Raw genomic sequence first — 25,855 nt, 5'->3', positions numbered from 1 at the left:
GGGCGGCCGTCCCGTCGGCTACCACGACCGGCCCGGAATTCCAGCGCCGCGCGTTCCCTGCCCTAGTCGCGGTCCATCAGCGCGCGGTTGCCCACGGAGAAGCGGACGTCCTGGTGCCACTCCGTGATGACCCAGCGCCCGTCCCCGGCCTCCCGCAGCCGATGCAGGTACATGCCGTGCTGCACGAAGGTCCGGTCGCCCGGCTCGTCGGCGCGGTAGTGGTGGGCCACGAAGTTGGTCCGCACCGCCGCGCCGTCCGCGTCGAACACCACCGACGCCACGGAGTAGAGGTGCAGCGTCTCGTCGTACTTCTCGAACTCGCCCTTTGCGTTCGCGACGATCGCCTTGCGCGGCAGCTTCAGGTCCGGCGTCTCGCCCACGCGCGGGTCGAGGTCCATCAGCACGCGGTCGTCGAGGCAGGCCTCGAACATGTCCCAGTCCCGGAGGTCGATCCCGAGGCCGAACCGCTTGATGACGTCCTCGACGGCGAGGCGGGTGGCGGGGTCGGCGGGGCGCATCGCGGGGGCGTCGTCGGGCATCGGCAGGATCTCCAAGGCAACTGCGGACTGGTCGGCGAGCTAGCGGGCGCGCCGCCGCGGGCCACCCTCCCCCCTCCGCACGGCCGGAGCGACGCTCCTAGCGCCAGAACCGATCCCGCAGCTTGGCCGCCTTGGGGCCGTCCTGCGTATGGACGACCACCTCGCGGCCCGCGTCCCAGCGCCGGTCCACCATGCCGATCGCCACGCCGCAGCCGAACTCCTGGCTCCACACGGCGGAGGTGACGACGCCGCAGCGCTCCCCGTCCGCCGTGACCGGCCAGCGCCGGTCGCAACCGGGCACCGGCCCCTCCATCTCGACCGCCATCAGCCGCCGGTCCGACACGTGCTCCTTCAGCGCGGGGCCCCCGATGCAGTCGTGGCGCTGCACGAACTTGCCCAAGCCCACCTCGAAGGGGGTATCCCGCTCGTCCATGTCGTTGCCGTAGGACAGCATCCCGCCCTCGATGCGCTCGATCGTGTTCGGGCAGCCCGCGCGCACGTCCAGGTCGGCGCCCGCGTCGAACAGGTCGTTCCACAGCGCCGCCGCGTCGGCCTCGGACTCGACGTAGACCTCGAATCCGCCCTGCTTGGAGTAGCCGGTCCGGCTGACGATCATCTCGCCGTCGCGGAACGGGAACCGCCCGTGCCGGAAGAAGCGCAGGTCGCGCACGCCGTCCCCGAACACCCGCGCCGCCAGCTCGTCCGACAGCGGCCCTTGGATCGCCAAGGGCTGCACCTCGGCCTCGAACACCCGCAGGCCGTAGCCGCCCGCCTCGGCCATGCCCGCGATCCACAGCCGCAACTCCCCGTCCGCGAGGCTGACCCACCACGTGTCCGCGCGGGGCTTCAGCGCGACGGGATCGTTCAGCATCCCGCCGTCGTGGTTGCAGATCGGGACGTAGGCGCACTGGTTCAGGTCCAGCTGCGTCAGGTCGCGCGGCGTCAGCCGCTGCATCAGCGTGTCGGCGTCCGGGCCCGTGATCTCCACCTGCCGCTCGCAGGCCACGTCCCAGACCTGCACCGCCCGCTTGAGGTGGGCGCAGTCCACCTCCGGGCTGACGAACACCGCGGGCAGCAGCATCCGATTGTAGATCGTGTAGGCCGAGCATCCGGCGGCGTCCGTGGCGGACGTCCACCACGTGCGACGGGTGCGGTTGGAACGGGCGAGCGCGGTCATGGGCGGTCTCCGGGCATGAGAGGGGGGACGGGGGTCAGCCCCTGCCCGGCCCCGCCCGCTGCCGGTCCGACCGCCATGCCGTCACATCGCTCATGGCGCGGCATGTAGCGCCGCCGCCGCCGCCGTCCCCTCCAGATTCCGACCCTTCCGCCGCGTCAGGCGGCGTCGGGATCGGGCATGACGAACAGGTCCGTGTCCGGCACCCCCGCGCCCATCGCGGTCAGCATCGCGTGGACCTGCCCTCGGTGGTGCGTGCCGTGGTTGAACATGTGCGTCACGCACAGCGCCATCGGCTTGGTCACCTCGCGGCCTAGCGCGCCTGAATGCCACGTCAGGTCGGCGTCGAGCTCGGCCTGCGCGCACCGCGCCGCCCACGCCGTCATGGCGGCGTCCGTCTCCGCGCGCATCGTGGCCCAATCTTCGACGGTCGCGAGCCAGCCCGCGCTGTCGGCGATGCCCCCCGGCGGCTTCGGCAGGTCCGTCCACCGGCAGAGCCAGATGCGGTCGCCCCAGACGACGTGGCTCAGCGTCGCCAGCACCGACCCGAAGAACGCGCCGCGCTCCGCCCGCAGGTCCGCCTCCGGCAGTTCGCGCACGACCCCGGCCTGATTGCCGTTCTGCCACGCGCCGTAACGCGCCATCATACGCACCCAGTCCGGCGTGATCATGCTCTCACTTCTCCGTCGGCGCAGGGGTCAGCGCGGGATCTCCGGCCCCGACCAGTCGATCTGGCAGATCTCGGCCGACCGCCCCTCGAAGTCCCACACGCGCCCGTAGGCCCGCACGCGCCCCTTCGTCGCCGTGGCCACGGTGATGTCCGGTCCCATCCAGTACTCGGTGTTGGTCGCCACGATGTCCTCGCCCTCGCGCTTGCCCTTCACCGGCACGACCTCGCCCGCGATCTTCTTGCCCACGGTCAGGCGGCGCGTCTTGCCCTCGTTCTCGTAGCGGACGTGCTCGCGCTCGGCCCCGAGGAACTCCGACACGAGCACCTTGAACAGCCCCGTCGTCCCCCGCGCGCGCCCCGAGAAGATCTCGATCAGGCCTAGATACGCCCCGTGCGACGCCCGGTCGTCGATGAACGCCGCCGCCTTCCAGCCGCCCCGCGCCATCATCCCCGGAATCTCCAAGAGCAGCCCGACGTTCAGCCCCGACAGGTCTTCGTCGCCGTAATGGCCCTCGTCGATCCGCACGCCCGACCACGCCTGGCACATGCCCTCAGTCGGCGGATGCTTTCCGAGGCTCACCACGCAGGGGCAGAACACCGTGCAGTTGCAGTTGAGCACGAGCTCGCCCTTGATGCTCCACGGCGTCTGCGCGCTATTCAGCGGCTTGGCCATGGAGTGCCGCGACGACACCACCGGCGCGCTGATCTTCACCCGTTCGTTCATGCGATCCCTCCGATCATCCACCCGGCGCCCGCCACGCAGGCCACCGCCATCCCGCGCGAGAGCATCGGCCCCGCGCTCAACTTCTCCGCCGTCATCAACACCGTGGCCAGCGCCATGAACCCGAGCGACATCAAGCCGCCCACCAGCCCCAGCGCCATCAGCGCCCAGCAGCAGCCGAGGCAGACCGCGCCCAGCCGCAGGCCCATCCGCCACGGCCCCTCGTCCCAATGGCTCATCAGGAACGTCACCGGCTGGCGGCACTTCGACAGGCACGCCGCCTTCAGCGCGCTCACCTGATACCCCGCCGCCAGCAGCAGCAGCGCCGCCCCCAGCCACGCCGCGTCTAGCGCCCCGAGCGAGGACAGCGACAACTGCACCGCCGTCGCCACCCCGGCGAAGCCGATCCACACCGCCGAATACCCCGCCACGACCTTCCAGCCGTCGCGCGCGCCCGGCACCATGTCGTAGGCCGCGAGGGTCGGCACCGCCGTGGGCAGCATCATCGCCGCCCCCATCAGCACCCAGAGCGCCAGCACGCCGCCCGGCCCCGCATCCGCCGCCACCGCCCGGCACACGTCCGCCAGCCACGCCGCGCCCCCGGCGGATCCCTCCGGCACCGACGCCCAGAGCAGCGCCCACGCCCCGAGGATCGCGCCGTAGAGCGCCCACCAGTGGCCGCGTCGCAGATGGGACAGTCGCTCCATGCCGCCTCCCCGCGCCATGCGTTTCGCCACGGATGCCCGCGCGGCGGGCGCGCGGCAAGGGAAAGCCGGAACCCGGACGACGTGCCGCGCGCCCGACCTTGCGGCAACCGGGCCCGCGTCATAGCGAATGGGCCATACGACCCGTCAGAGGTCCAACCGGGAGACCACCATGACCATCCGCACCCTGCTGCTCGCCGGCACGGCGACCGCGCTCGCCCTGCCGGCCTTCGCCCAGTCGCTCACCGTGTCCGAGTATTCCGGCTACGAGCTGCCCGAGTATCACCAGACCTACATCGAGGCCCACGGCGGCTCGCCCGACTTCGCCTTCCACGGCGACGAGGAGGAGGCGTTCCAGAAGCTGTCCTCCGGCTTCACCGAGCCCGGCCTGACCCACATCTGCGCGGGCTCCGTGACCAAGTTCGCCGAGTCGGGCATCGTCGAGCCGTGGGACACCGCGCGCATCCCCAACTGGGAGAACATCTCTTCCGACCTCGTCGGCCAGGACGTCGCGCGCGGAGGCGAGGTCTACTTCGTCCCCACGGACTACGGCTCGACCGCGACCGCCTACAACACCGAGGAGGTCCCCGCCGAGGACGTGGCCACGCTGAACGTGTTCACCGACGCCAAGTACGCGGGCCGCATGACGATCCCCGACAACGTCGACGACGCCTATGCGCTGGCCTACCTCGCCACGGGCACGACGGACTGGACCTCGGCCACCGACGAGCAGTTCCAAGCCGCCTCCGACTGGCTGCGCCAGGCTCACCCGAACCTGCGCACCTACTGGCAGGACCCGGCCGAACTCGCGCAGCTGATGCAGTCGGGCGAGGTGCTGATCTCGTGGGCGTGGAACGAGACCTACCCGACGCTCGTGGACGAGGGCTTCCCCGTGGGCTTCGAGCGCGAGGCCGCCGAGGGCTCGTCGCTCTGGCTCTGCGGCTACGTCAACATGGCGGAGAGCACGTCCGACGAGGATCTCGTCTACGACTACATCAACGCGATCCTCGACCCATCGGCGACCGTGCCGCTCATGGAGAACGGCTTCGGCCACTCCAACGCGGCGGCCATGGCCGAGCAGATCACCGATGAGGACCGCGTCGCGGGGGGCCTCGGCGACATCGACGCCCCCGTGCTCGCGCAGCTGCCCATGGACGGGCGCCTGCGCGAGCGGCAGGCCGCCGAGTTCGAGCGCATCAAGGCCGGATTCTGAGGCCGCGGCGGGGCCGTCCTCCGGGCGGCCCCGCCCCCACCCGTCAGAGCGCCTTCGTCACCACCAGCAGCACGATCCCCGCGATCAGCACCGCCCCCGCGGGCAGGGCCGCGCGCGCGACCGGGTCGGCCTCGAGGCCGCCATCCCACGCCCGCCGCCGCAGCCGCCCGGTCAGCGCGCCGTGCAGCCCCGACAGGACCAGCACGAGCGCGATCTTCGCGCCCATCCACGCCTCGTCGAACCATCCGCCCCGCGTCGCGAGCACCAAGCCGAACCCCCACGCCGCCAGCATCGCGGGCGTCGTGACGCGCCGGTCGAACCGCTTGAGCGCGTCCAGGGCGCCCGCCGCCGGGAAGCGCAGGGCCATCGCCGCGACCGCCATCCCCGCGACCCAGACCATCACCGACAGGATGTGGGCCGCCTTCGCCAAATCGTAGGCCGTCACGCCGCCCCCTCCGCCATCCGCCGGAGCCATCGCTCGTTCCACAGCCCCGCGAAGGGGACGAACGCCCCGGCGATCAGCCGCGCCGCGCCGCCGCCACCCACGATCCCCTCGGCCCACGACCGGATCACCATCCACGCGAACAGCAGGAACGCCGCGCCGTGGACCGGCCCCATCACCTGCGTCCCGACGGGCCATCCGGCGAGGTGCTTCAGCGGGACCGCGACGGCCATCAGCAGGATCAGCGTCGCGCCCTCGGCCAAGGTGGCGAGGCGCAGTTCCCCGAGGCCGGTCATTCGACGTCCCGCAGCAGCGCCTCGACCCGGGCCACGCGCCGGTCGAGATCGCGGGTGCGCTCGTCGAGGCCGTCCAGCCGCGCCGACGCCTCGCCCTCTCGCGCCGCGACGCGCCGGTCGCGCAGGTACTGCGCCGCGTACTTCATCGCGAAGATCGCGACGATCGCCGCGAGGATGATCAAGGTCAGGGTGAACATCCGCGTTCCCGGATCGTGCATCTCAGTCTCCATCGGTGGCGCGCCCAGTGGCGACCGTCGGCGCGGCGCCGGCGATCACCTCGGGGGACAGGGTTTCCTCGAACGGCACGAGCCGGAAGAAGTTGGCCGACTTGCCGTTCTCCGCCGTGCCGATCTCGCCCGCGACGATCCCGGCATCCTCGAGCTTGCGGAGGTGCATCTTCAGCAGCGGGCGGCTGATGCCCGCCGCCCGCGCGAGCTCGCTGACGTAGCGGGCCTCGGCACGGTGCAGCTCGGCGACGATCCACAGGCGGACGGGGTTCGCCAAGGCGCGCAGGCGCAGGAGGAGTCGGTCGGCGTCGCTCATGCTGCGCGCAGCGTTGCGTCAGCTTTTTCTTACATGCAACGTTTTTCTTTCGAAGGCCGGCGGACCGGCACCGCCCGCATGCACGGGGGGCGACCGGGGGCACGGGAGGCGCCCCCAGCGGACGGTTGGTCCGAATTGATCCAAGCCCTTGCGCTCGCCGAAAGAATCCGACCTCCCGCCTCTGTCCTAAACCTCTCGCGCCGCGGCCCTCTTGATCGGCCCGCCGCGCTCGCCTACCTCTAGGACGTCCCTTCGGGGACTATGGCGATAAACGCGCTCGCAATAGACGGCTCGGACCCGGGGGCGGTACCCGGCGGCTCCACCAAGACCTCCCCGTTGTTGGCGGGACCTGTGGGGCCGAAACAGGATCGACGGACGTTCAAAGGGGTTAGCTTTCGCTCGGCGGGGTGCCACCGTATCGGCCCGTAAAGTATAGTTGCCAACAACAACCATGCTCCGGTGGCGATGGCCGCGTAAGCGGTCGGATCTACCGAAACCTTAAGTCCCTGGGCTTTGCAGCTCAGGGCGGGGTCCGCAGGCACCTGGCAACAGAAGCCTGCACTTCCCCCCTTTCCGCCGCCCCGACCGCCACCTGAGGCTTGCGGCGCGTCCGGCTCGGTGACACCCTCCCCCCGAGGGGGTGCCCGAATGACCGACGAGACGACCGAGGACGGCGCGGGTAGCGAGATCGACTACGGGTCGATGATGCACGACGCGATGCGCGGTCTGATCCGGCGCGTCCTCGACGGCATCGCGGCGGACGGCCTGCCAGGCACGCACCACTTCTTCATCTCCTTCGACACCACCCACCCCGAGGTCGCGATCGCGGACTGGCTGCGCGAGCGCTACCCGACCGAGATGACCATCGTGCTGCAGCACTGGTTCGAGGGGCTGGAGGTTCGCGACGACGGCTTCTCCGTCACGCTCAACTTCGGCGACGCCCCCGAGCCGCTGGTGATCCCCTTCGACGCGCTGCTCACCTTCGTCGACCCTTCGGTCGAGTTCGGCCTGCGCTTCGAATCGCGGCATCCGGGCGACGACCCCGACGCGCCGGAGGACGACGCCGACGCGCCCGACGCGCCCCCCGAGGAGGCGCCGCCGGTCGGCGGCGGAGGCGGGGGCGCCGAGGTCGTGAGCCTCGACCGCTTCCGCAAGTGACGTTGCCCCCCGCCGGGCGCGCGCGTAACACGCGCCCGTCAGGACGGAGGGACCCATGACCGAGACGCGCACCGAGACCGACAGCTTCGGCCCGCTGGAGGTTCCCGCCGACAAGTACTGGGGCGCGCAGACGCAGCGCTCCATCCTCAACTTCCCCATCGGGTGGGAGCGCCAGCCCGTCGCCATCGTCCGCGCGCTGGGCGCGATCAAGAAGGCGGCCGCCATCGTCAACGAGGGGTTCGGCGACCTCGACGCGGAGCGTTCGAAAGCGATCCAGCAGGCCGCCTCCGAGGTGATCGAGGGCCGGTTCGACGACAACTTCCCGCTGGTCGTCTGGCAGACCGGCTCGGGCACGCAGTCGAACATGAACGCCAACGAGGTCATCGCGAACCGCGCGATCGAGATCATGGGCGGGACCATCGGCTCCAAGGATCCGGTCCACCCGAACGACCACTGCAACATGGGTCAGTCGTCCAACGACACCTTCCCCACCGCGATGCACGTGGCCATCGGCACGATGGCCCGCGACGTCCTGCTACCGGGCCTGCGCCACCTCCACGCGGCGCTGGCGCAGAAGTCCGGGGACTTCGCCGACATCATCAAGATCGGGCGCACCCACACCCAGGACGCCACGCCGCTCACCCTCGGGCAGGAGTTCGGCGGCTACGCCCATCAGGTCGCGAAGGGGATCGAGCGGGTCGAGGCCTGCCTGCCGGACATCTACGAGCTGGCGCAGGGCGGCACGGCCGTCGGCACGGGGCTGAACACCCGCAAGGGCTTCGCCGAGAAGGTCGCCGCCGAGATCGCCGACATCACCGGCCTGCCCTTCGTCACCGCCCCCAACAAGTTCGAGGCGTTGGCCGCCCACGACGCGATGGTGATGTTCTCCGGCGCGCTCAAGACCGTGGCCGCCTCGCTCTTCAAGATCGCCAACGACATGCGGCTCCTGGGCTCCGGCCCCCGCTCGGGCCTCGGCGAGCTGATCCTGCCCGAGAACGAGCCCGGCTCGTCCATCATGCCGGGCAAGGTGAACCCGACCCAGGCCGAGGCGCTGACGATGGTCTGCGCCCACGTCATGGGCAACGACGCCGCCGTGGGCTTCGCCGGCAGCCAAGGCCACTTTGAGCTGAACGTCTACAACCCGATGATGTCCTACAACGTCCTGCAGTCCATGCAGCTCTTGGGCGACGCGGCGCGCAGCTTCACCGACAACATGGTCGTGGGCACGCAGGCCAACGTCGAGCGGATCGACAAGCTGATGAAGGAGTCGCTGATGCTGGTGACGGCGCTGGCCCCTACCATCGGCTACGACAACGCTACCAAGGTGGCGAAGACCGCGCACAGGAACGGGACCACGCTGAAGGAGGAGGCGCTGGCCCTCGGCCTCGTGGACGAGGAGACCTTCGACCGCGTGGTCCGGCCCGAACTGATGATCGGGCCGAAGTGACGGGCAAGGTCGTCAACCTCCGCGCGGTCCGCAAGGACCGCGCACGGGCGGATCGGCGGGCGGAGGGCGACGCCAACGCCGCGCGCCACGGGCGCAGCCGGGCGCAGAAGGCTGCCGAGGACGCCGATCGCGCGCGCGTCGAGCGGAACCTCGACCAGCACGAGCGCGAATAGTGGACGCCCGCCCCCGCAAGCGCTCCCTGACCCTGCACGGCCACCGCACGAGCGTCTCGATGGAGGACGCCTTCTGGGAGGCGTTCGCCCGGATGGCCGAGGCGGAGGGCCTGTCGCTCAACGCGCTGGCCGCGCGCATCGACCGGGAGCGGGGGGTGACGGCAGGGCTGGCCAGCGCGATCCGGGTGGCGGTGCTGCGCTGGACGGAAACGGGGCGTTAAGGGGTTCCGCGCAACGGTGGGCGCATGGACGATGCCTACCTCCTCCCGCCCTTCGCCGCGGAGTTCATCCGCCAGTTGTTCGACTCCAAGGCCGCCCGCGAGGGGGCGGTCATCCGCCGGAAGGCGCGCACGGTTGATCGGGTCGTCGGACGCGAGCCCTTCGTGGCCGAGATGAAGCGACGGGGCTACGGCGTCGTCGAGAACGCGGGCCAGTACGTGATTTTCTGCAACCGCGAGCCGCTCCGGCGCCTCGCCTGACAGTTGACGAACCCTTGGCAAGGGTTCGGCCTCCGGAGGCTTTCGAAGCCTCCGAACGCGAAGTCCTTCCATGACTTCGAATCAGCGGCTCACCGGCTAGCGTCCAGCACCGCCTCTACCGCCTCGCGCGGCACCTCCGCCGTGACGAAGGCCTCTCCGATCCCGCGCGCCAGCACGAAGCGCAGCCGCCCGTCGAGCACCTTCTTGTCCTGCGCCATCAACTCCACGAGAGCCCCCGCGCCGGGCAGCTCGCCCGGCACGTCGCGCAGGTCGCGCGGCAAGCCCATCGCGTCGAGATGGGCGCGCACGCGGCTCGGCTCCTCTTGGCTGCACAGGCCCAGCCGCGCCGAGAGGTCGAAGGCCAGCGCGCATCCCACCGCCACCCCCTCGCCGTGGAGCAGGCGGTCCGAGTAGCCGGTCGCCGCCTCCAGCGCGTGGCCGAACGTGTGGCCGAGGTTCAGCAGCGCGCGGTCGCCCGCCTCCATTTCGTCGCGAGCCACGATGTCGGCCTTCATCCGCACCGAGCGACGCACCGCCTCGGCCCGCAGCGCGGGGTCGGCGGCCAGCCCGGAGCCGTTCGTCTCCAGCCACGCGAAGAAGTCCGCGTCGCCCAGCAGGCCGTACTTGGCCACCTCGCCGTAGCCCGCGCGGAAGTCGCGCGGGGCCAGCGTCTCCAGCGCGCCCGTGTCGCAGAGGACCAGCGACGGCTGGTGGAACGCGCCCACGAGGTTCTTGCCGTGCCGTGTGTTGATCCCGGTCTTGCCGCCCACGGACGAGTCGACCTGGGCCAGCAGCGAGGTCGGCACCTGCACGAAGCGCAGCCCGCGCAGCACCAGCGCCGCCGCCGCCCCCGCGAGGTCGCCGATCACGCCGCCGCCCAAGGCCAGCACCACGTCCGCCCGCTCGGGGCGCTGATCGAGGATCCACTCGACCGTACGCCGCAGCCCCTCCCACGACTTCGTCCCCTCGCCCGGCTCCAGCACGAGCGCGGGGGCCCCCACGTCGCCCAGCCCCGTGCGCAGGCGGTCCAGCCAGAGGTCGGCGACCGTCGTCTCCGTCACTACGAGGACGCGGCCCCGGCGCAGGAGCGGCGCGACATGCGCGCCGGCCGCGTCGATCAGGCCCAGCCCGACGTGCACGTCGTAGGACCGCGCGCCCAGATCCACCCGGACGACGCTCATGCCAGCGCCTCCGCCCCGGCCAGCGCGTCGATCACCCGGTCCACCATGCCCTCCACCGTCACCTCCCCGTCCGAATCCACCACCACCGCGGCCGTGCCGTAGACCGGCGCGCGCTCCCGCGTCATCGCCTCCAGCGCGGCGCGCGCGTCCGGCCGGGCGAGGAGCGGGCGTCCCGCCTTGCCCTTCACCCGCGGCCACAGCACCTCGGGCGCGGCGCGCAGCCAGACCGACACCGCCGTCGCGGCCACCGTCTCCCGCGTGGCCTCCGACAGGAAGGCCCCGCCCCCGGTCGAGACGACGCCCGGCCCCTCGGCGAGCAGGCGGGCGATCACCTCGGACTCGCGGTCGCGGAAGAAGGCCTCGCCGTCGCGGGCGAAGATCTCGGCGACCGACATGCGGGCGGCGTCCTCGATGGCATGGTCGCTGTCGCGGAAGGGCACCTGCAGGCGCTCGGCCAAGGCCTGCCCCACGGCGGTCTTGCCCGATCCCATCATCCCCACCAGAACCACCGGTCGCCGCAACGCAGCATGCGTCCGGGGCGGCGCGCTGTCGCCGGTTGCCCCCATGCCCGCGTCCTGCCCTGTTGCGCCGGGGATTGCCAACGTTATCTCCGCACCGCATCACCGACGGGCCGGGCCGACGACCCGGGGAGGGAACCGATCCATGCTGCGCGCCTTGTTCTACCTGCTGATCCTCGTCGCATTGGCCGCGGTCGCGCTGTTCGGCTACTCCTACACGCTCGACCCGGCGGTGGAGCCGACTACCGAGACCATCACCATCGAGGCCGGATGATCCGCGCGGGCGCGTCCCTCGCCGCATGGATGGCGCTCGCCGCGCCCGCCGCCGCGCAGGGTGCGCCCGACTCGGCGATCCCGTGGCTCAGCGACTCGCTGCGCGCGAAGCCCGTCGCCCGCCCCGGCCCGGCGGAACCGGGAACGTCCGTGCGGACGGAGACCGCCATCACGACGACCTCGCTCGACGCGCCGCGCCGCGACGGGACGGGCCTGCTGCCCCCGGACCTGTCCGGGCTGCCCGCCGACACGTGGCTCGGGTCGGACCCCGCCGCGCTGGTCGCGGGGATCGGGGCACTGCCGCGGGACATGCCCGGGCCGCTGCGCGCGGTGATGACGAACCTCCTCCTCTCGGAGCTGGAGCCGCCCGCCGGCACCCCGCCCGACTCGCTCTTCCTCGCGCGGGTCGACGCGCTGCTGCGGATGGGGGCGCTGGAGGAGGCGCAGGCGCTGCTCGAGCGGGCCGGGCCAACCGAGCGGGACAGCTTCAGGCGCTACTTCGACGTGGCGCTGCTGACCGGCGTCGACGAGCCCGCCTGCGCGGCGATGGACGCCGATCCCGACCTCTCGCCCACCCTGCCCGCGCGGATCTTCTGCCTGACGCGCGGCGGCGACTGGGCGGCGGCGATGCTGGCGCTCGACACGGCCGCCGCGCTGTCGCTCATGGACCCCGACGAGGAGCGGCTCGTCGCGCGCTTCCTCGATCCCGAACTCTTCGAGGGCGAGGCGCCGCCCCCGGTGCCCGACCCTTTGACGCCGCTCGCCTTCCGCCTGCTCGACGGTATCGGCGAAAGGCCCGCCACGGCGGGGCTGCCCATCGCCTTCGCGGTGGCCGACCTGCGCGCCGAAGCCGGCTGGAAGCGGCAGATCGAGGCCGCCGAGCGGCTGACCCGGACGGGGGCGCTGGACCCGGCGCGCCTCGCCGACCTCTACCTCGAACGGCGGCCCTCGGCCTCGGGCGGGCTGTGGGAGCGGGCGGCGGCGGTCGGCGGGCTCGACGCGGCTCTGGCGGGGTCGGGCGACCTCGCGCAGGCGCTGTCGATCGCAGTGGAGCGCATGGCCGAGGCCGATCTGCTCGGATGGCTCGGCGCGGCCTATGGCGGCGCGGTGGGCGCGGCGGACGTCCCGCCCGACGCGATGGCCGACGCGATGCGGCTCGCCCTCCTCTCGGACCGGCCGGCCGCGCGCGCCCTCGTCTCCGAGGAGGCGCTGCCCGGCGATGCCCCGGCCGACCTCGCGCTGGCCTACGCCTTGGCGCGCGGCGAGGCGGCCCCCGCGGACGGCCCCTTGGCGCAGGCGGTGGTGGAGGGCCTGACCGGCCCGCTGGCGCCGGAGCAGGCCGAGATGGCCGCGGCGCGGCGGAGCGGGGAGATGCTGCTCGACGCCGCGCGCGCGATGGCCGATGGGGCCGAGGCGCCGCCGGGCGCGATCACGGGGGCGCTCCATGCGCTGCGGGCGGCGGGGCTCGACGTGGCGGCGCGACGGCTAGCGATGCACCTGCTGCTGACGTGACCGACGCGGGCCTGATCGAGCGCTTCCTCGAGGCGCAGGCGGCGGAGCGGGGCGCGGCGCTCAACTCGCTGCTCGCCTACCGGCGCGACCTGACCGCCTTCGCCGACCATCTCGCCGCGGCGGGCGGCGCCCTGCTCGCGGTGGACAAGCCCGCGATCGAGCGCTTCCTCGTCGCCTGCGAGGCCGAGGGGCTGGCCGCCTCGACCCGCGCGCGGCGGCTGTCCGCGATCCGGGGGCTCACGCGCTTCATGCACGAGGAGGGGCTGCGGCCCGACGACCCGGCCATCAAGCTGCGGGGGCCGACCAAGCCCAAGGCGCTGCCCAAGACGCTGTCGGAGGCGGAGGTGGAGGCGCTGCTCGCGGCGGCGGGGACGACCGCGCCGTCCGAGGAGGGCCGCCTGCGGGACTCCTGCCTGATGCAACTGCTCTACGCGACGGGGATGCGGGTGACCGAGCTCGTCTCCCTCCCCGTCTCGGCGGCGCGGGGCGATCCCCGGATGCTCCTCGTGAGGGGCAAGGGCGGGAAGGAGCGGATGGTCCCGCTCTCCGCACAAGCGCGGGCCGCCCTCGCGGCGTGGCTGCGGGCCCGCGATGCCGCCGACGACGCGGCGCGCGCGGAGGGACGCCCCGGCTCGGCGCGCCTGTTCCCCTCTCGCGGCAAGGCGGGCCACGTCACTCGGGCGTGGTTCCACGGTCGGCTCAAGACCTTCGCGGCCCGCGCCGGCGTGGAGCCGTCCAAGGTCAGCCCCCACGTGCTCCGCCATGCCTTCGCCACGCATCTCCTGCAGGGTGGGGCGGACCTGAGGGCGATACAGGCCATGCTTGGCCATGCGGACATCTCCACCACGGAGATCTACACGCACGTCCTGGAGTCGCGGCTGAGGGACCTCGTCCTCACGCACCACCCTCTGGCCGGTCCCTGAACGAGCGAAAGGCCGCCCGATGGGCGGCCCTCCTCGTCGATGCTGCTCGGATCAGGCGGCGCGGCCGCGCATCCGGGCGACCTCCTCGGGCGTGCGCGCGGTGTCGTAGGCGCGCAGGGTCCCGGCGTAGGTCGTGTCGCGGCGCCATTCCGCCCCGGTCGTCGTGCCGGCCGGCTCGATCAGCGCGGGGTCGTAGTCGGGGCGCCCGCGATACTCGGCCTCGTAGGCGTCGAAGTCGATCGCGTGGGCCGTCGTGTCGGGGTGGCGCATGATGTCGGTCACGGCCGAGACGTGGTCGTCGTCCACGTCGGCGGAGACGATGAAGTGCCCCTCGCGGATCGCCTGCTGATAGGTCCGCTTGTCGGCGTCGGGCACGTGCAGCGAATCCGCGTGGCGGATCGCGTCGTCGCTCCGCCGCGTGCCCTCGGCCAGCGGGGCCGGGTCGTCGGGCAGGATCGTCACGGAGGCACCGGATTCGCCGAGCGCCTTGATCTTGTCGCGCACGGTCGCGGCGATGGCATGGGTCCGGAAGATGGCGGTCACGGTCTTCGTCATGTCGTCCTCGCTTGGGTTTGGGTGGAGCGCCGGAGGCGGTCCGATGCGGGGCAAACGGGCACACCCGGGGGTTGGGTTCCGATCCCCCCCGCCGGACCCGGCGGTCGCCCGCCGACGCGGGCAACCCTTTGGAACAAAGGACGATCGCGGCGGTTCTGGGAGCATCGGACCTGCAACCGAAAGGCAACTCCCATGGCCAACAGCCAAGACTTCCGCGACCCGAAGGTCACCGACCACAAATCTGGCTCCAACTGGATCCTCTGGGCCGCCCTCGCCCTCGTCGCGCTGCTTGCGCTGGCGTGGCTTCTGGGCTGGTTCGGCACCGATGACGTGGCCGTCGCGCCCGCCGCGGACGACGCCGTGATCGTCACCGAGGAGGCGGACACCGCCGTCGTCACCACGACCGCCCCCGAGGCGATCGAGGACACGTCGGCGACCACCACCGCGCCGCTGGCGACCGACGGCGACACCGAGCTCGTCCCCGTCGTCCCGATCGAGAACTGAGTCCCGCCGGGGCGCGCGCTTGAACGGCGCGCGCCCCACCCCCATACGGCGGGGATGGACACAACCGTCACCGCCATGACCGCCGGGGCCGCATGGGGCATCGCCCTGTCGATCCTCGTGCTGCTCGCCCTCTCCGCCTTCTTCTCCGGCTCCGAGACCGCGCTCACCGCCGCCTCGCGCGGCAAGCTGCGCGCCCGCGCCGACAAGGGCGAGACCGGGGCCGCCCGCGCCCTCACCGTGACCGAGGACAACGAGCGCCTGATCGGCTCGGTCCTGCTGGGCAACAACATCGTCAACATCCTCGCCGCCTCGCTGGCGACCGCGCTGTTCACCGCGCTGTTCGGCGAGGGGGGCGTCGCGATCGCCACGCTGGTGATGACCGCGCTCGTGCTGATCTTCGCCGAGGTGCTGCCCAAGACCTACGCCATCACGAACCCCGAGCGCGCCGCCTCGCTCGTCGCGCCCGTGATCGCCGTCGTGGTCCGGGTATTCGCCCCCGTCGTGTCCGCCGTGCGCCTCCTGGTGCGGGCGGTGCTGCGCGTGTTCGGCGTCGACACCGACCCCGACGCCGCCGTGATGCACCCGCGCGAGGAGATCGCCGGCGCGCTGGCGATCGGAGCCGAGTCTGGCACCGTCGAGAAGGAGGACCGGGACCGGCTCCTCGGCGCGCTCGACCTCGCGGAGCGGACCGTGGAGGAGATCATGCTCCACCGCTCCGACATCGAGATGCTGGACGCGAACGCCGCCCCCGACGCGATCCTCGACCAGTGCCTCGCCTCGCCCCACACCCGCCTGCCCGTGTTCGAGGGCGAGCGCGAGAACGTCATCGGCCTCGTCCACGCCAAGGACCTGCTGCGCGCCGTCGACCGCCTCGTGCGGGCCGAGGGCGGCGGCGTCGAGGGGATCGCGGAGTTCGACGTCCGCGCCGTGATGGCCGAACCCTACTTCGTTCCCGAGACCACGACGCTCGACGATCAGATGCGCCAGTTCCTCGCCCGGCGCGCGCACTTCGCGCTGGTGATCGACGAGTACGGCGCGCTGCAGGGCCTGCTGACGCTGGAGGACATCCTCGAGGAGATCGTGGGCGAGATCGCCGACGAGTTCGACGAGGAGGAGACGCCGCGCCTCGAGCCGGACGCCGACGGCGCGTTCTCCGTGGACGGCGCGATGACGATCCGCGACCTCAACCGCGCGACCGACTGGTCCCTGCCCGACGAGGAGGCGAACACGGTCGCGGGCCTCGTGATCCACGAGGCGCAGACGATCCCCACGGTCGGGCAGGTGTTCAGCTTCCACGGCTTCCGGTTCGAGGTGACCGAGCGCGAGGCGAACCGGATCAGCGGGCTGCGCATCCGCCCCTTGGGCTGACGCGGGGGATCGGCGCGCGGCGGCTAGATCGCGAGCGGGCGGCGCGCTACCTGCCCCCCGAGGAGGAGCGACCATGCCCGACACCCGCACCGGAGGCTGCCTCTGCGGCGCCGTCACCTACCGCGCGGCGGGGCCGTTCCGGCCCGTCGTCGCCTGCCACTGCGGACAGTGCCGGCGGACCACCGGAAACTACGTCGCCGCGACCTCCGCGCCCCGCGGCGGCGTGACGGTCGAGGGCGAGGTGCGCTGGTTCGCGTCGTCCGCGGCGGCGCGGCGCGGGTTCTGCCCCGCCTGCGGGTCGAACCTGTTCTGGGACGGGCCGGGGGCGAACCTGTCGATCATGGCGGGGACGCTGGACGACGCCTCGGGCCTCGGGCTCGCCGGGCACATCTTCACGGACGGCAAGGGCGCGTGGGTCGACCTGCCCGCCGACGCGCGGACCGCGCCCGGGCGCGACGAGGCCCTGACCACGATGGTGTCCGCATGATCTTCACCGTCGCCATCGACGGCCCCGCCGCCTCCGGCAAGGGCACCGTCGCCCGCGCCGTCGCCGCGCGCTTCGGCTTCGCGCATCTCGACACCGGGCTGCTTTACCGCGCGGTGGGCCGCGCGACGCTGGAGGGGGCCGATGCCGTCGCGGCGGCGCGCGCGCTCGACCCCGACGACCTCGGCGATCCCGGCGGCCTGCGCGGCGCGGAGGTCGCCGCCGCCGCGTCCCGCGTCGCGGCGATACCGGAGGTGCGCGCCGCCCTCGTGGACTTCCAACGCCGCTTCGCCCGCCGCGCGGGGGGCGCGGTGGTGGACGGTCGGGACATCTGCTCGGTCATCTGCCCCGAGGCGGAGGTGCAGCTCTACGTGACGGCCGATCCGCGCATCCGCGCCGAGCGGCGCCACGCGGAGCTGTCGGCCAAGGGCGACCCGCGCGACTTCGAGGCGGTGCTGGAGGACGTGCTCGCCCGCGATGCCCGCGACATGGGGCGCGCCGACGCGCCGCTGACCAAGGCGGACCGGGCCGTGGAGCTCGACACGTCGCGGATGTCCGTGGAGGAGGCCGTGGGCGCGGCGGTCGCGATCGTCGGCTCCGCCCTGCCCGCATCGTGAGCGGCACCGTCGGCGCGCTGGTCCTTCTGCTGCCGTGGACGCTCCGCGCGGGGCCGACGTGGCGCCTCTGGGCTTTCGCCGCCGTCCTCTACCCCGCGGGCACGGCCCTTTCTGCGGCCCTCGTGCTGGCGCTGCCCGGCCTGTCGCTGGCGATCCCGCTGGAGCGGGTGGTCCTCGCCGCCGGGCTGGCCGGCCTCGTCGCATTGGCGTTGTGGGCCAAGGGCAGGGACGGTCCGGCACCCGCCTTCTGGATGGCCCATCTCGGGCTGGTCGCCGCGCTCGTCGCGGGCGGGTTCTCCGCGCAGGCGGAGGTGCTCCGCTTCGTCGGAACGATGGGCCTGCTGCTCGGCGCGCTCGGGGCCGCGATGACGGTCTGGCACCGGTCGTAACGGGCTCGTACATGGCGCGGCCCGGGGGGCGCCGGTTAGGCTCGCGCGCATGATCCGCCTCGCCCTCCTCCTCGCCGCCCTCGCCACGCCCGCGTGGGCCGAGGACATGACCCTCCCGCGCCTCGCCGAGATCCTCGGCCGGCTGGACCCGGAGGCCGAGCGGGCAGGACCCGCCGTGCGCCTGACCGTCGAGGACGTCCCCGTCCTCGTCGTCACCGACCCCCGGGCGGACCGGATGCGGGCCATGGTGCCGATTCGGTCGGTCGAGGGGCTGTCGGCGGAGGAGCTCACGCGGCTCCTGCAGGCGAACTTCGATTCGGTCCTCGATGCGCGCTACGCCGTGGCGGAGGGGCGGCTGTGGGCGGTGTTCATCCACCCGCTCTCGCCCCTGCGGGACGACCAGCTGGTCTCGGGCGTGGGGCAAGCGGTGAACGCGGCGCTGACCTACGGGACGACCTTCACCTCGGGCGAGATGCAGTTCGGGCGCGGCGACAGCCGGGGCGAGCAGCGCAAGCTCTTGGACCGCCTGCAGGAGCGTGGCCGGGACATCTAGGGGAATTCCGCCGAATCCCTTGCGGGACCAAACCGGGAACGGCAGCATGGGGGCATGACCGGATCCACCATCACCTGCCCGTCCTGCGGCGAGGCCGTCTCGCTGGAGGACCGCATCGCGGGCCAGCTCCGCACCCAGATCGAGGCCGAGATGGCCGCGCAGGCCGAGGCATTGGCGCAGAAGGCGGCGCGCGCCGCGACCGAGGAGGCGGAGCGCGCGGGCGCCGCGCGGCTCGCCGAGGCGCAGGCGGCGGCGCAGGCCGAGCGGGCGCGCCTCGCCGCCGTCGAGGCGGAGGCGAAGGCGCGGGCCACCGAGCTGGAGGCCGCCAAGCGGACCGCCGAGGAGGCCCGCGCCGCCCAGGTCGAGGCGATCCGCAAGGAGCGCGCCTTGGCCGAGCGGCAGGCGGCGATGGACCTGGAGGTCGAGAAGCGCCTGTCGGAGATGCTGGGCGCCGAGCGCACCAAGCTGGCCGAGCGGGCGCAGGAGACCGTCGACATCCGCCTGCGCGAGGACCGCGAGCAGCGCGCGCAGGAGATCGCGCAGAAGGACGAGGAGTTGCGCGCCCTCAAGGAGCAGATCGAGACGCTGAAGCGCCGCTCCGACAAGTCCTCGCAGCAGCTGCTGGGAGAGGCGGCCGAGATCGTGCTGGAGGCCCGGCTGGGCGAGGCGTTCCCCTCCGACGCCATCGCGCCGGTCGAGAAGGGGATGCGCGGCGCCGACTGCACCCAGACCGTCGCGGGGGCCGGCGCGATCCTGTGGGAGAGCAAGCACACCCAGCACTGGCAGCCCACGTGGCTGCCCAAGCTGCGCGAGAACCAGCGCACCTGCGGGGCGGAGGTGGCGGTGATCGTGTCGCGTGCCCTGCCCCCCGAGATCGAGACCTTCGGAACCGTGGACGGCGTCTGGGTCGCGGCGCCCGCCTATGCCGTACCCTTGGCGATGGCGCTGCGCGGCGGGCTGGTCGAGGTGGCGCGGGCCAAGGCGATGCAGGCGGGTCGTGCGACGAACGCCGAGCGGGTGTTCGATTACCTGACCGGAACCGGCTTCCGCCAGCGGGTCGAGGCCATCCTCGAGCATTTCGGCTCGATGCAGGCCGACCTCGACAAGGAGAAGCGCGCGATGCAGCGCGTCTGGGACAAGCGCGCCAAGCAGATCGAGGGCGTGATGACCGCGACCGTGGGCATGTACGGCGACATCCAAGGAATCGGCGGCAGCGCGGTGCCCGAGATTCCGGCGCTCGACTTGGATTTGCTGGGGGAGTGACGGGCGCGGGGACCACCCGTCCCGCCGGGGCCGTCGCGGCACGAGGCGAGCCCGCCTAGCCCGGAGGGCGGCGGCGGTCCCGTCCTGTCCGCGGTCGCGGAGCTTCGGGACCCCGGCGTGGCCTGGCCGAGGGCGGGGACGCCCGGTCCTGGACGGGGCGTGGATCAGGAGAAGCGCGCGCCCAACCCCTCCATCAGCGACCGGAACGCCGGGAAGGACGTGGCGACCGGCCCGGAATCGTCCACCGTGATCGCCCGCTTCGCCGCCATGGAGGCGACGAGGAACGACATCGCGACGCGGTGGTCGAGATGCACCGCCACAGTCGCGCCGCCCTCGACGCCGCCGGGGCCGCGCCCGTCGACCTCCCACCAGTCGTCCCCGTCGCGCACGGTCACGCCGCAGGCCTGCAGCCCGTCCGCCATCGCCGCGATCCGGTCGCTCTCCTTCACCCGCAGTTCCGCCACGCCCCGCATGACCGTCGTGCCGGACGCATTGGCGGCGACGACCGAGAGGATCGGATACTCGTCTATCATCGACGCCGCCCTCTCGGGGGGCACCTCGATCCCCCGCAGGTCGGGCGAGAACCGCGCGCGCAGGTCGGCGCAGGGCTCCCCCCCCTCCTCGCGCACGTTCTCGTAGGTCAGGTCCGCGCCCATGTCGCGCAGCGTCTCGAACAGCCCCGCCCGCGTAGGGTTCAGCCCGATGTTCGGCACCAGCACGTCCGAGCCCGGCACGATCAGCGCCGCGCAGACCGGGAAGGCCGCCGAGGACGGGTCGCGCGGCACGGCGATGGTCTGCGGGGTCAGGTCGGGCTGCCCGCGCAGCGTGATCACGTTCGCATCGCCCTCGATCCCGACCTCAAGGTCGGCACCGAAGCCCTTGAGCATCCGCTCGGAATGGTCCCGCGTGGCCTCGCGCTCCACGACCACGGTCTCGCCCGGCGCGGCCAGCCCGGCGAGCAGGACGGCCGACTTCACCTGCGCCGAGGGCACGGGCACCTCGTAGCGCACCGGCACCGGGTCGGACGCGCCCACCACGGTCATCGGCAGCCGCCCGCCCGACCGCCCGTGGGCGGCGGCCCCGAACAGCGCCAGCGGGTCCGTCACCCGCGCCATCGGGCGCTTCCGCAGGCTGCCGTCGCCCGTGTAGGTCACCGCGAACCCGTGCGTCGCCGCCGCCCCCATGATGAGGCGGACGCTGGTGCCCGAGTTGCCGCAGTCGATTACGTCCTCCGGCTCGAGGAACCCGCCGACGCCCACGCCGTGCACCGACCAGACGTCGCCCCGCTTCTCCACGGTCGCCCCGAAGGCCCGCATCGCGGCGGCGGTGGCCATCACGTCCTCGCCCTCCAAGAGCCCCGTCACCTGCGTCTCCCCCACCGCCATCGCGCCGAGGATGAGCGAGCGATGCGAGATCGACTTGTCGCCGGGGACGTGCGCGGCGCCGGTCAGGGCGCCGGCGGTGGCGGAGAGGGGCGTGGCGGGTCCGTGTGACATGGCCGCTCCCCTGCCCCCGCGCCGCGACATCCGCAACCGTTGCGCGCCCCGCGCGGACGGCTATGTGCTCCGGATGCCGAACCGCCGCCGCTTCCTCTCGCTCGCGGGCCTCGCCGGCCTCGCGGGCGCCGCCGCCTGCGCCGTCCGCGGCGAGCGCGCCTCCGCCAACCCCTACTACCAAGGCCCCGTCACGGACCATTTCGACGGGACCCGGTTCTTCAACCCCGACGGCATGGACCCGCGGGGCTTCGGCGACCTGCTCCGCTGGCAGCTGGGCGGCGGCAAGGCGACGTGGCCCGAGGGCGTCGCGGTCCGGCAGGCCGCCCCCGCCGCCGAGGTCTCGGACCTGCGCGTCACGATGGTCGGTCACGCCTCGATGCTGCTGCAGGTGGCGGGGCGGAACCTGCTGCTGGACCCGGTGTGGTCCAAGCGGGTCTCGCCGCTCTCCTTCGCCGGTCCCGCCCGCGTGACAGCACCGGGCATCGCCTTCGATACGCTGCCCCGCATCGACGCGGTGCTGGTCTCGCACAACCACTACGACCATCTCGACGTCGAGACGCTGGACCGACTGCACGCACGCTTCGGGATGCCGATCCTCGTGCCCTTGGGCAACGACGCCATCATCCGCGACCGCACGCCCGGCGCCGACGTCCGCACCGCCGACTGGAGCGAGGCGCTAGAGGTGGCGGGCCTGACCGTCCGCCTCGCGCCCTGCCACCACTGGTCGGCCCGGGGCGCGCGCGACCGTAGCATGGCGCTCTGGGCCGCGTTCCTGGTCGAGACGCCGGTGGGCCGGGTGTTCCACGTGGGCGACACCGGCTTCGACGGGGGACGCCCCTATCGCGGCCTCCCCGAGACGCGCCTCGCGATCCTGCCCATCGGCGCCTACGCGCCCCGCTGGTTCATGGAGCCGCAGCATCAGGACCCGGCGCAGGCGGTGGAGGGCTTCGCGCTCTCGGGCGCGCGGCACGCGGTCGGCCACCATTGGGGGACGTTCCAGCTGACGAACGAGGCGCGCGACGAGCCGCCCGCCCTCCTGCGCCGCGCGCTCGACGCGAAGGGCATCGACCCCGCCCGCTTCCGCCCGCTCGCGCCGGGCGAGGCGTGGGACGTGCCCGCTTGAGGCGACCCGCCCTCCACCACGGCCCGCCCTCGGACCATTTCGACGGGCGCCGCTTCTTCAACCCGTCGGGGCCGTCCCATCCCCCGCTGCGCGTCTCGCTGCGCTGGCTCGCCACGCGGCGCCGGGCGGCGTGGCCCCGGACGGTGGAGGTCGCGCCCGCCATGCCCGACGCCGCCGTCGCGGACCTGCGCGTCACGTTCGTCGGCCACGCGACGGTGCTGGTGCAGGCCCCCGGCCTGAACGTGCTGCTGGATCCCGTCTGGTCCGAGCGGGTCGGCCCCCGGGGCATCGGCCCCCGCCGCCACCATGCGCCCGGCATCCGGTTCGTGGACCTGCCGAAGATCGACCTCGTCGTCGTGACGCACGCCCATTGGGACCACATGGACGCCCCAACCCTCGCCCGCCTGCGCGACGGCCACGCCCCGCGGGTCGTCGCACCACTCGGCTGCGACGCGGTTCTGGCCCGCGAGGTGCCGGGCCTGCGCGTCGAGACGCTCGACTGGCATGGGACCGCCGACGGCGTGACCGCCCTGCCCTGCCGCCACTGGTCCGAGCGCTGGGGCGGCGACCGCGACCTGACGCTCTGGGCCTCGTTCCTGATCGACACGCCCGCCGGTCCCGTCTTCCTGATGGGCGACACCGGCTACGACGGCGGGCGCCCCTACGACCTGCCCGCCCGCCCCCGCCTCGCGGCGATCCCGATCGGCGCCTACGCGCCCCGCTGGCACATGGAGCACGAGCACCAGGATCCCGACGACGCCGTGCGCGGGTTCCTGCGCTGCGGGGCCGACCATGCCGTCGGCATCCACTGGGGCTGCTTCCGCATGACGGACGAGGCGCGCGAGGATCCGCCAGCCGCGCTCGCGGCGGCCAAGGCCGCCCACGGCGTCGCGCCCGACCGCTTCCGCGCGCTCCGGCCCGGCGAGGCGTGGGACGTCCCGCCCTGACGGCGCACCCGTGGCCGAGGTCGCCCCGTGCGTATTTGCGGAACGAAGAAGGCCCCCATGCCTCTGCGGTCACGTGGTGCCGGTGCATGGGGGCGGAAGCCCGAGGCTTCTCCGTTCGCGGTCATCGGCTCGCCAGCCTGTACCGCCCGGCCATCTCGGACCCCAAAGCGTGAACGGAAGGTTTCCGCGCCCTTCTTCGTTCCCGAAATACGCCGGGGGGCCGCGCGGCCCGCGCGGCGGGGGCGGAGCCCCCTGCCCCGTCAGCCCTCGCGCGCGAAGGTCAGGTAGTGGGGGACGCGCCCCTCCCGCACGGCCTTGGCCTCGTAGCGGGTGCGGGTCCAGTCGGCCCAAGGGCGGCGCCAGTCGTCGGCCCGCTCCGCCGTCCAGCGGAACCCGGCGCGCGGCACCTCGAGCAGCGTCTGCCGCACGTAGTCCTCGATGTCCGTCGCCACGCGCAGCTCCGCCCCCGGGCGCATCGCCCGCGCCAGCGGCGCCAGATGCTCCGGCGTCACGAAACGTCGGCGGTGGTGGCGCGCCTTGGGCCACGGGTCGGGGTAGAGGAGGAAGGCGCGTCCCAGCGCCCCCTCGGGCAGCACGTCCATCAGGTCGCGCGCGTCGCCCGCGTGGACGCGGACGTTGCCGCGGAGTGCCTCGCGCAGCTTGCCCAGCAGGGAGGCCACGCCGTTCATGTAGGGCTCGCACCCGATGATCGTGACGTCGGGGTGGAGGGCGGCCTGATGCACGAGGTGCTCGCCCGAGCCGAAGCCCACCTCCAGCCACGTCTCGCCGTCCAAGCGCAGCGGCGTCCGGTCGGGGTTCTCCTCCCAGCCAACCGCGCCCGGCGACAGGGCGGCGAGGTCCTCCACGAGGTAGCGCTGGTGCGAGTCCTTGAGGTGCTTGCCCTTTGTCCGCCCGTAGAAGTTGCGGTGCGGGCGGCTCACTTGAACGCCCCCGGCTGGACCTCGCGCGCCATCGCGTCGAGCACGGCGTTCACGAAGCCCGCCTCCTTGCCCTCCGGGAAGAAGGCGCGGGCGACCTCGACGTATTCCACGATCACCACCTTCGGCGGCGCTTCCTTCGCCACGAACTCCGCCCCGGCGGCGCGGAACAGCGCGCGCAGTACCGGGTCGATGCGCTTGATCGGCCAGCGGTCGGCCAGCGCCCGGTCGGTGGTCTGGTCGATCCGGGCCTGATGCGACACCGCGCCTTCGAGGATCGCCCGGAACGTGTCGACATGAGCCTCCGAGAACTCGACCCCGTCGACCTCCATGCCCAGCCGGTGGTCCTCGAACTCGACGCGCACGGCGTCGAGCGACTGGCCCATCGCCTCCATCTGGTAGAGCGCCTGCACCGCGTAGAGGCGGGCGGCGGAGCGCATCCGGCGGCGGAGCGCGCGGGCGTCGTCGGGGTTCGTGTTCGGCATGGGCGCGCAGGTAGGCGGGGCGCGGGGTGGGGTCAACGGGTCGCGAAGAACGAGACGCCGAACCGCTGGAACGGCCCGTCAGGGGTGGTCACGAACGGCTCGGGCGTGGTGCCCACGACCGCGTGGAGCCGCCCGAAGGGATCGGGCAGCGGGTCGAGGTCGAGCGCCGCGCCGATCTCCCGCGCCGCGTCCGGGTCGAAGGGCCCCGCGGGCAGGCCATACGCAGCGCGCGCGGCCACCCACGCGGCGCGGGCCTCGGCCACGTCGGGCAGGGCCGTGTAGCGCAGCGCGTCGTGAAGGCCGCCGACGCCCAGCCCCGCCGCCAGCACAGTTGCGAGGTCCAGCCCGACGACCGCCGCCTCGCCCTCGCTCGACAGGAGGGCGACCGCGCCCGAGGCGAGGCGCACATAGGCCCCACCGGACGAGTCGCCGCCGATGTGCACCGGGTCCGGGTCCACGACCGTGACGTCGTCGAACAGGAGCGCGCCTGCGGGACGCGGCTCCATCTCGACATGGTGGAGCATCTCGTCCCAGAGCCCCGCCGCGTCGAGCCGGGCGATGGCCTCGTCGAAGGTCACGCGACCGTCGGCCCGTCGGGCTTGGCCGCGGCGTCGTGGCGGAACCCGCCGGGGCGGAAGCCCAGCCCCTTCTCGGCCTTACCCATCGACCGCTGCAGCGCGATCAGGTGCAGCGCCGCCGCCGCCGCGCCCCCGGCGGTGTCGAGGCGCCCGGCATCAGCCCGCTCCTCGGCCTGCTCCATGTTCTCGACGGTGATGATGCCGTTGCCGATGCAGGCCCCCGCGAGGCCCAAGGTCGCGATGGCGCGCGCGCTCTCGTTCACGACCACGTCGTAGTGGGACGTCCGTCCCCGGATCACGCAGCCCAAGGCGACGTAGCCGTCGTAGTCGCCCTGCCGGTGGGCGATGCCGATGGCGGTGGGGATCTCGAGCGAGCCGGGCATCTCGACGGTCTCGTGGGTGGCGCCCGCCCCCTCGATCACCGCGCGGGCCGAGGCCAACTGCTGCGCCGCGATGGCCCCGTAATAGGGCGCGATCACGATCAGCAACTTGGTCGACTCCTCGAAGCGCGGAAGGTCGAGGACGTTGTCGCTGTGGCCGGCCATGGGTCGTCTCCTGTTCGCTGTCGTCCCCGGGCTCGGCCCGGGAA

35 protein-coding genes and 1 other RNA gene are annotated in these 25,855 nt (G+C 73.1%); 19 read left to right on the top strand and 17 right to left on the bottom strand.

The genetic code is table 11. The features are described from left to right. Positions 1 to 62: 62 nt before the first annotated feature. The 5 genes from JQC91_RS16825 to JQC91_RS16805 all read right to left on the bottom strand — a co-directional run bounded on the left by JQC91_RS16825 (position 63) and on the right by JQC91_RS16805 (position 3,811). Positions 63 to 539 (bottom strand): nuclear transport factor 2 family protein, encoded by a 477-nt coding sequence (locus JQC91_RS16825; RefSeq protein WP_203288595.1) that lies wholly within the window; start codon positions 537 to 539, stop codon positions 63 to 65. 97 nt (positions 540 to 636) lie between these two features. After that, complete coding sequence (locus JQC91_RS16820) at positions 637 to 1,716, bottom strand: dimethylsulfoniopropionate demethylase (protein WP_203288594.1); 1,080 nt, start codon at positions 1,714 to 1,716, stop codon at positions 637 to 639. 155 nt (positions 1,717 to 1,871) lie between these two features. Beyond that, positions 1,872 to 2,384 carry a DinB family protein gene (locus tag JQC91_RS16815; RefSeq protein ID WP_203288593.1) on the bottom strand — a complete coding sequence of 171 codons (513 nt, stop codon included), beginning with the start codon at positions 2,382 to 2,384 and terminating at the stop codon, positions 1,872 to 1,874. A gap of 27 nt (positions 2,385 to 2,411) precedes the next feature. Beyond that, positions 2,412 to 3,056: a DUF1326 domain-containing protein gene (locus tag JQC91_RS16810; RefSeq protein ID WP_238941645.1), complete on the bottom strand. Its 645-nt coding sequence runs from the start codon at positions 3,054 to 3,056 to the stop codon at positions 2,412 to 2,414. Positions 3,057 to 3,103: 47 nt separating this feature from the next. Next, positions 3,104 to 3,811: a DUF2182 domain-containing protein gene (locus tag JQC91_RS16805; protein WP_203288591.1), complete on the bottom strand. Its 708-nt coding sequence runs from the start codon at positions 3,809 to 3,811 to the stop codon at positions 3,104 to 3,106. A 169-nt stretch (positions 3,812 to 3,980) separates the two neighbouring features. Here JQC91_RS16805 and JQC91_RS16800 point away from each other — a divergent pair, with 169 nt between their 5' ends. After that, positions 3,981 to 5,021, top strand: a complete 1,041-nt coding sequence (locus tag JQC91_RS16800) for an extracellular solute-binding protein (protein ID WP_203288590.1) — start codon at positions 3,981 to 3,983, stop codon at positions 5,019 to 5,021. Positions 5,022 to 5,064: 43 nt separating this feature from the next. On the opposite strand, the gene JQC91_RS16795 is transcribed toward JQC91_RS16800, so the two are convergent. From JQC91_RS16795 to JQC91_RS16780, 4 genes are read right to left on the bottom strand one after another with little or no spacing between them, the layout of a single operon-like run. Further along, positions 5,065 to 5,466 (bottom strand): CopD family protein, encoded by a 402-nt coding sequence (locus JQC91_RS16795; RefSeq protein ID WP_343070004.1) that lies wholly within the window; start codon positions 5,464 to 5,466, stop codon positions 5,065 to 5,067. After that, complete coding sequence (locus tag JQC91_RS16790) at positions 5,463 to 5,759, bottom strand: DUF3817 domain-containing protein (RefSeq protein ID WP_203288588.1); 297 nt, start codon at positions 5,757 to 5,759, stop codon at positions 5,463 to 5,465. The genes JQC91_RS16795 and JQC91_RS16790 overlap by 4 nt, the downstream gene beginning before the upstream one ends. Beyond that, entirely contained in the window at positions 5,756 to 5,977 is a 222-nt protein-coding gene (locus JQC91_RS16785) for a hypothetical protein (RefSeq protein ID WP_203288586.1), read from the bottom strand. The genes JQC91_RS16790 and JQC91_RS16785 overlap by 4 nt, the downstream gene beginning before the upstream one ends. A 1-nt stretch (position 5,978) precedes the next feature. Continuing rightward, positions 5,979 to 6,302: a winged helix-turn-helix domain-containing protein gene (locus JQC91_RS16780; RefSeq protein WP_203288584.1), complete on the bottom strand. Its 324-nt coding sequence runs from the start codon at positions 6,300 to 6,302 to the stop codon at positions 5,979 to 5,981. 207 nt (positions 6,303 to 6,509) lie between these two features. Between JQC91_RS16780 and ssrA the strand changes: the two genes are divergently transcribed. From ssrA to JQC91_RS16750, 6 genes are all read left to right on the top strand, one after another. Continuing rightward, positions 6,510 to 6,865: a transfer-messenger RNA gene (gene ssrA, locus JQC91_RS16775) on the top strand. 85 nt (positions 6,866 to 6,950) lie between these two features. Further along, entirely contained in the window at positions 6,951 to 7,460 is a 510-nt protein-coding gene (locus JQC91_RS16770; protein WP_203288582.1) for a ClpXP protease specificity-enhancing factor SspB, read from the top strand. Positions 7,461 to 7,515: 55 nt separating this feature from the next. Beyond that, the gene (gene fumC, locus JQC91_RS16765; RefSeq protein WP_203288580.1) at positions 7,516 to 8,907 is read left to right on the top strand and encodes a class II fumarate hydratase; all 1,392 of its coding nucleotides are present in this window, start codon (positions 7,516 to 7,518) and stop codon (positions 8,905 to 8,907) included. Then, positions 8,904 to 9,080: a DUF4169 family protein gene (locus JQC91_RS16760; RefSeq protein ID WP_203288578.1), complete on the top strand. Its 177-nt coding sequence runs from the start codon at positions 8,904 to 8,906 to the stop codon at positions 9,078 to 9,080. The genes fumC and JQC91_RS16760 overlap by 4 nt, the downstream gene beginning before the upstream one ends. Beyond that, positions 9,080 to 9,301 (top strand): ribbon-helix-helix domain-containing protein, encoded by a 222-nt coding sequence (locus JQC91_RS16755; protein ID WP_203288576.1) that lies wholly within the window; start codon positions 9,080 to 9,082, stop codon positions 9,299 to 9,301. Before JQC91_RS16760 ends, JQC91_RS16755 begins: the two co-directional genes overlap by 1 nt. Before the next feature lie 24 nt (positions 9,302 to 9,325). Then, complete coding sequence (locus tag JQC91_RS16750; RefSeq protein WP_203288574.1) at positions 9,326 to 9,559, top strand: N-(5'-phosphoribosyl)anthranilate isomerase; 234 nt, start codon at positions 9,326 to 9,328, stop codon at positions 9,557 to 9,559. An 89-nt stretch (positions 9,560 to 9,648) separates the two neighbouring features. Here JQC91_RS16750 and aroB read toward each other — a convergent pair whose 3' ends face one another. Together aroB and JQC91_RS16740 are read right to left on the bottom strand one after the other, a co-directional pair. After that, positions 9,649 to 10,740, bottom strand: coding sequence for a 3-dehydroquinate synthase (aroB, locus tag JQC91_RS16745; protein WP_203288572.1), 1,092 nt, complete (start codon positions 10,738 to 10,740; stop codon positions 9,649 to 9,651). Further along, the gene (locus tag JQC91_RS16740; protein WP_203288570.1) at positions 10,737 to 11,306 is read right to left on the bottom strand and encodes a shikimate kinase; all 570 of its coding nucleotides are present in this window, start codon (positions 11,304 to 11,306) and stop codon (positions 10,737 to 10,739) included. The genes aroB and JQC91_RS16740 overlap by 4 nt, the downstream gene beginning before the upstream one ends. Positions 11,307 to 11,403: 97 nt before the next feature. On the opposite strand from JQC91_RS16740, the gene JQC91_RS18175 reads away from it, so the two are divergent. From JQC91_RS18175 to JQC91_RS16735, 3 genes are read left to right on the top strand one after another with little or no spacing between them, the layout of a single operon-like run. Continuing rightward, entirely contained in the window at positions 11,404 to 11,532 is a 129-nt protein-coding gene (locus tag JQC91_RS18175) for a hypothetical protein (RefSeq protein ID WP_275297023.1), read from the top strand. Further along, on the top strand, positions 11,529 to 13,043 hold the full coding sequence (locus JQC91_RS18050; RefSeq protein ID WP_238941585.1) for a hypothetical protein: 1,515 nt from the start codon (positions 11,529 to 11,531) through the stop codon (positions 13,041 to 13,043). Before JQC91_RS18175 ends, JQC91_RS18050 begins: the two co-directional genes overlap by 4 nt. Beyond that, on the top strand, positions 13,040 to 13,966 hold the full coding sequence (locus tag JQC91_RS16735; RefSeq protein ID WP_343070003.1) for a tyrosine recombinase: 927 nt from the start codon (positions 13,040 to 13,042) through the stop codon (positions 13,964 to 13,966). The genes JQC91_RS18050 and JQC91_RS16735 overlap by 4 nt, the downstream gene beginning before the upstream one ends. Positions 13,967 to 14,017: 51 nt before the next feature. Here the strand turns inward: JQC91_RS16735 and JQC91_RS16730 are convergent, their stop codons facing one another. After that, positions 14,018 to 14,521 (bottom strand): hypothetical protein, encoded by a 504-nt coding sequence (locus JQC91_RS16730; protein ID WP_203288560.1) that lies wholly within the window; start codon positions 14,519 to 14,521, stop codon positions 14,018 to 14,020. A 192-nt stretch (positions 14,522 to 14,713) separates the two neighbouring features. Between JQC91_RS16730 and JQC91_RS16725 the strand changes: the two genes are divergently transcribed. The 7 genes from JQC91_RS16725 (at position 14,714) to JQC91_RS16695 (ending at position 19,699) form a co-directional block, all read left to right on the top strand. Then, a complete protein-coding gene (locus JQC91_RS16725) occupies positions 14,714 to 15,025 on the top strand; it encodes a hypothetical protein (protein ID WP_203288559.1) in 312 nt (103 codons plus the stop codon). Between the two features lie 54 nt (positions 15,026 to 15,079). Continuing rightward, positions 15,080 to 16,393 (top strand): HlyC/CorC family transporter, encoded by a 1,314-nt coding sequence (locus JQC91_RS16720; RefSeq protein WP_203288558.1) that lies wholly within the window; start codon positions 15,080 to 15,082, stop codon positions 16,391 to 16,393. A 73-nt stretch (positions 16,394 to 16,466) separates the two neighbouring features. After that, positions 16,467 to 16,880 carry a GFA family protein gene (locus tag JQC91_RS16715; protein WP_203288557.1) on the top strand — a complete coding sequence of 138 codons (414 nt, stop codon included), beginning with the start codon at positions 16,467 to 16,469 and terminating at the stop codon, positions 16,878 to 16,880. Continuing rightward, entirely contained in the window at positions 16,877 to 17,494 is a 618-nt protein-coding gene (locus JQC91_RS16710) for a (d)CMP kinase (RefSeq protein ID WP_203288556.1), read from the top strand. Before JQC91_RS16715 ends, JQC91_RS16710 begins: the two co-directional genes overlap by 4 nt. Further along, positions 17,491 to 17,883: a hypothetical protein gene (locus JQC91_RS16705; protein WP_203288555.1), complete on the top strand. Its 393-nt coding sequence runs from the start codon at positions 17,491 to 17,493 to the stop codon at positions 17,881 to 17,883. The genes JQC91_RS16710 and JQC91_RS16705 overlap by 4 nt, the downstream gene beginning before the upstream one ends. Positions 17,884 to 17,932: 49 nt before the next feature. Further along, on the top strand, positions 17,933 to 18,436 hold the full coding sequence (locus JQC91_RS16700; RefSeq protein ID WP_203288554.1) for a hypothetical protein: 504 nt from the start codon (positions 17,933 to 17,935) through the stop codon (positions 18,434 to 18,436). Between the two features lie 54 nt (positions 18,437 to 18,490). Continuing rightward, a complete protein-coding gene (locus JQC91_RS16695; RefSeq protein ID WP_203288553.1) occupies positions 18,491 to 19,699 on the top strand; it encodes a DUF2130 domain-containing protein in 1,209 nt (402 codons plus the stop codon). Positions 19,700 to 19,863: 164 nt separating this feature from the next. Here JQC91_RS16695 and aroA read toward each other — a convergent pair whose 3' ends face one another. Continuing rightward, complete coding sequence (gene aroA / locus JQC91_RS16690; RefSeq protein ID WP_203288552.1) at positions 19,864 to 21,195, bottom strand: 3-phosphoshikimate 1-carboxyvinyltransferase; 1,332 nt, start codon at positions 21,193 to 21,195, stop codon at positions 19,864 to 19,866. 73 nt (positions 21,196 to 21,268) lie between these two features. Between aroA and JQC91_RS16685 the strand changes: the two genes are divergently transcribed. Both JQC91_RS16685 and JQC91_RS16680 read left to right on the top strand, forming a co-directional pair. Beyond that, entirely contained in the window at positions 21,269 to 22,318 is a 1,050-nt protein-coding gene (locus JQC91_RS16685; protein ID WP_203288550.1) for an MBL fold metallo-hydrolase, read from the top strand. After that, positions 22,315 to 23,265 (top strand): MBL fold metallo-hydrolase, encoded by a 951-nt coding sequence (locus tag JQC91_RS16680; protein WP_203288548.1) that lies wholly within the window; start codon positions 22,315 to 22,317, stop codon positions 23,263 to 23,265. Before JQC91_RS16685 ends, JQC91_RS16680 begins: the two co-directional genes overlap by 4 nt. 260 nt (positions 23,266 to 23,525) lie before the next feature. Here JQC91_RS16680 and JQC91_RS16675 read toward each other — a convergent pair whose 3' ends face one another. From JQC91_RS16675 to JQC91_RS16660, 4 genes are read right to left on the bottom strand one after another with little or no spacing between them, the layout of a single operon-like run. Then, positions 23,526 to 24,206, bottom strand: a complete 681-nt coding sequence (locus tag JQC91_RS16675; protein WP_203288546.1) for a tRNA (guanine(46)-N(7))-methyltransferase TrmB — start codon at positions 24,204 to 24,206, stop codon at positions 23,526 to 23,528. Then, positions 24,203 to 24,688 (bottom strand): transcription antitermination factor NusB, encoded by a 486-nt coding sequence (gene nusB, locus JQC91_RS16670; RefSeq protein ID WP_203288545.1) that lies wholly within the window; start codon positions 24,686 to 24,688, stop codon positions 24,203 to 24,205. Before nusB ends, JQC91_RS16675 begins: the two co-directional genes overlap by 4 nt. A gap of 32 nt (positions 24,689 to 24,720) precedes the next feature. Beyond that, complete coding sequence (locus JQC91_RS16665) at positions 24,721 to 25,266, bottom strand: hypothetical protein (protein WP_203288544.1); 546 nt, start codon at positions 25,264 to 25,266, stop codon at positions 24,721 to 24,723. Then, positions 25,263 to 25,811, bottom strand: a complete 549-nt coding sequence (locus JQC91_RS16660; RefSeq protein ID WP_203288543.1) for a 6,7-dimethyl-8-ribityllumazine synthase — start codon at positions 25,809 to 25,811, stop codon at positions 25,263 to 25,265. The genes JQC91_RS16665 and JQC91_RS16660 overlap by 4 nt, the downstream gene beginning before the upstream one ends. Positions 25,812 to 25,855 lie beyond the last annotated feature (44 nt).

The sequence above is a fragment of the Jannaschia sp. Os4 genome (genome assembly GCF_016820245.1).
Classification (GTDB): Bacteria; Pseudomonadota; Alphaproteobacteria; order Rhodobacterales; family Rhodobacteraceae; genus Jannaschia.
Note: the sequence above shows the minus strand (reverse complement) of the source record. Positions and strands in the feature narration are given on the sequence as shown.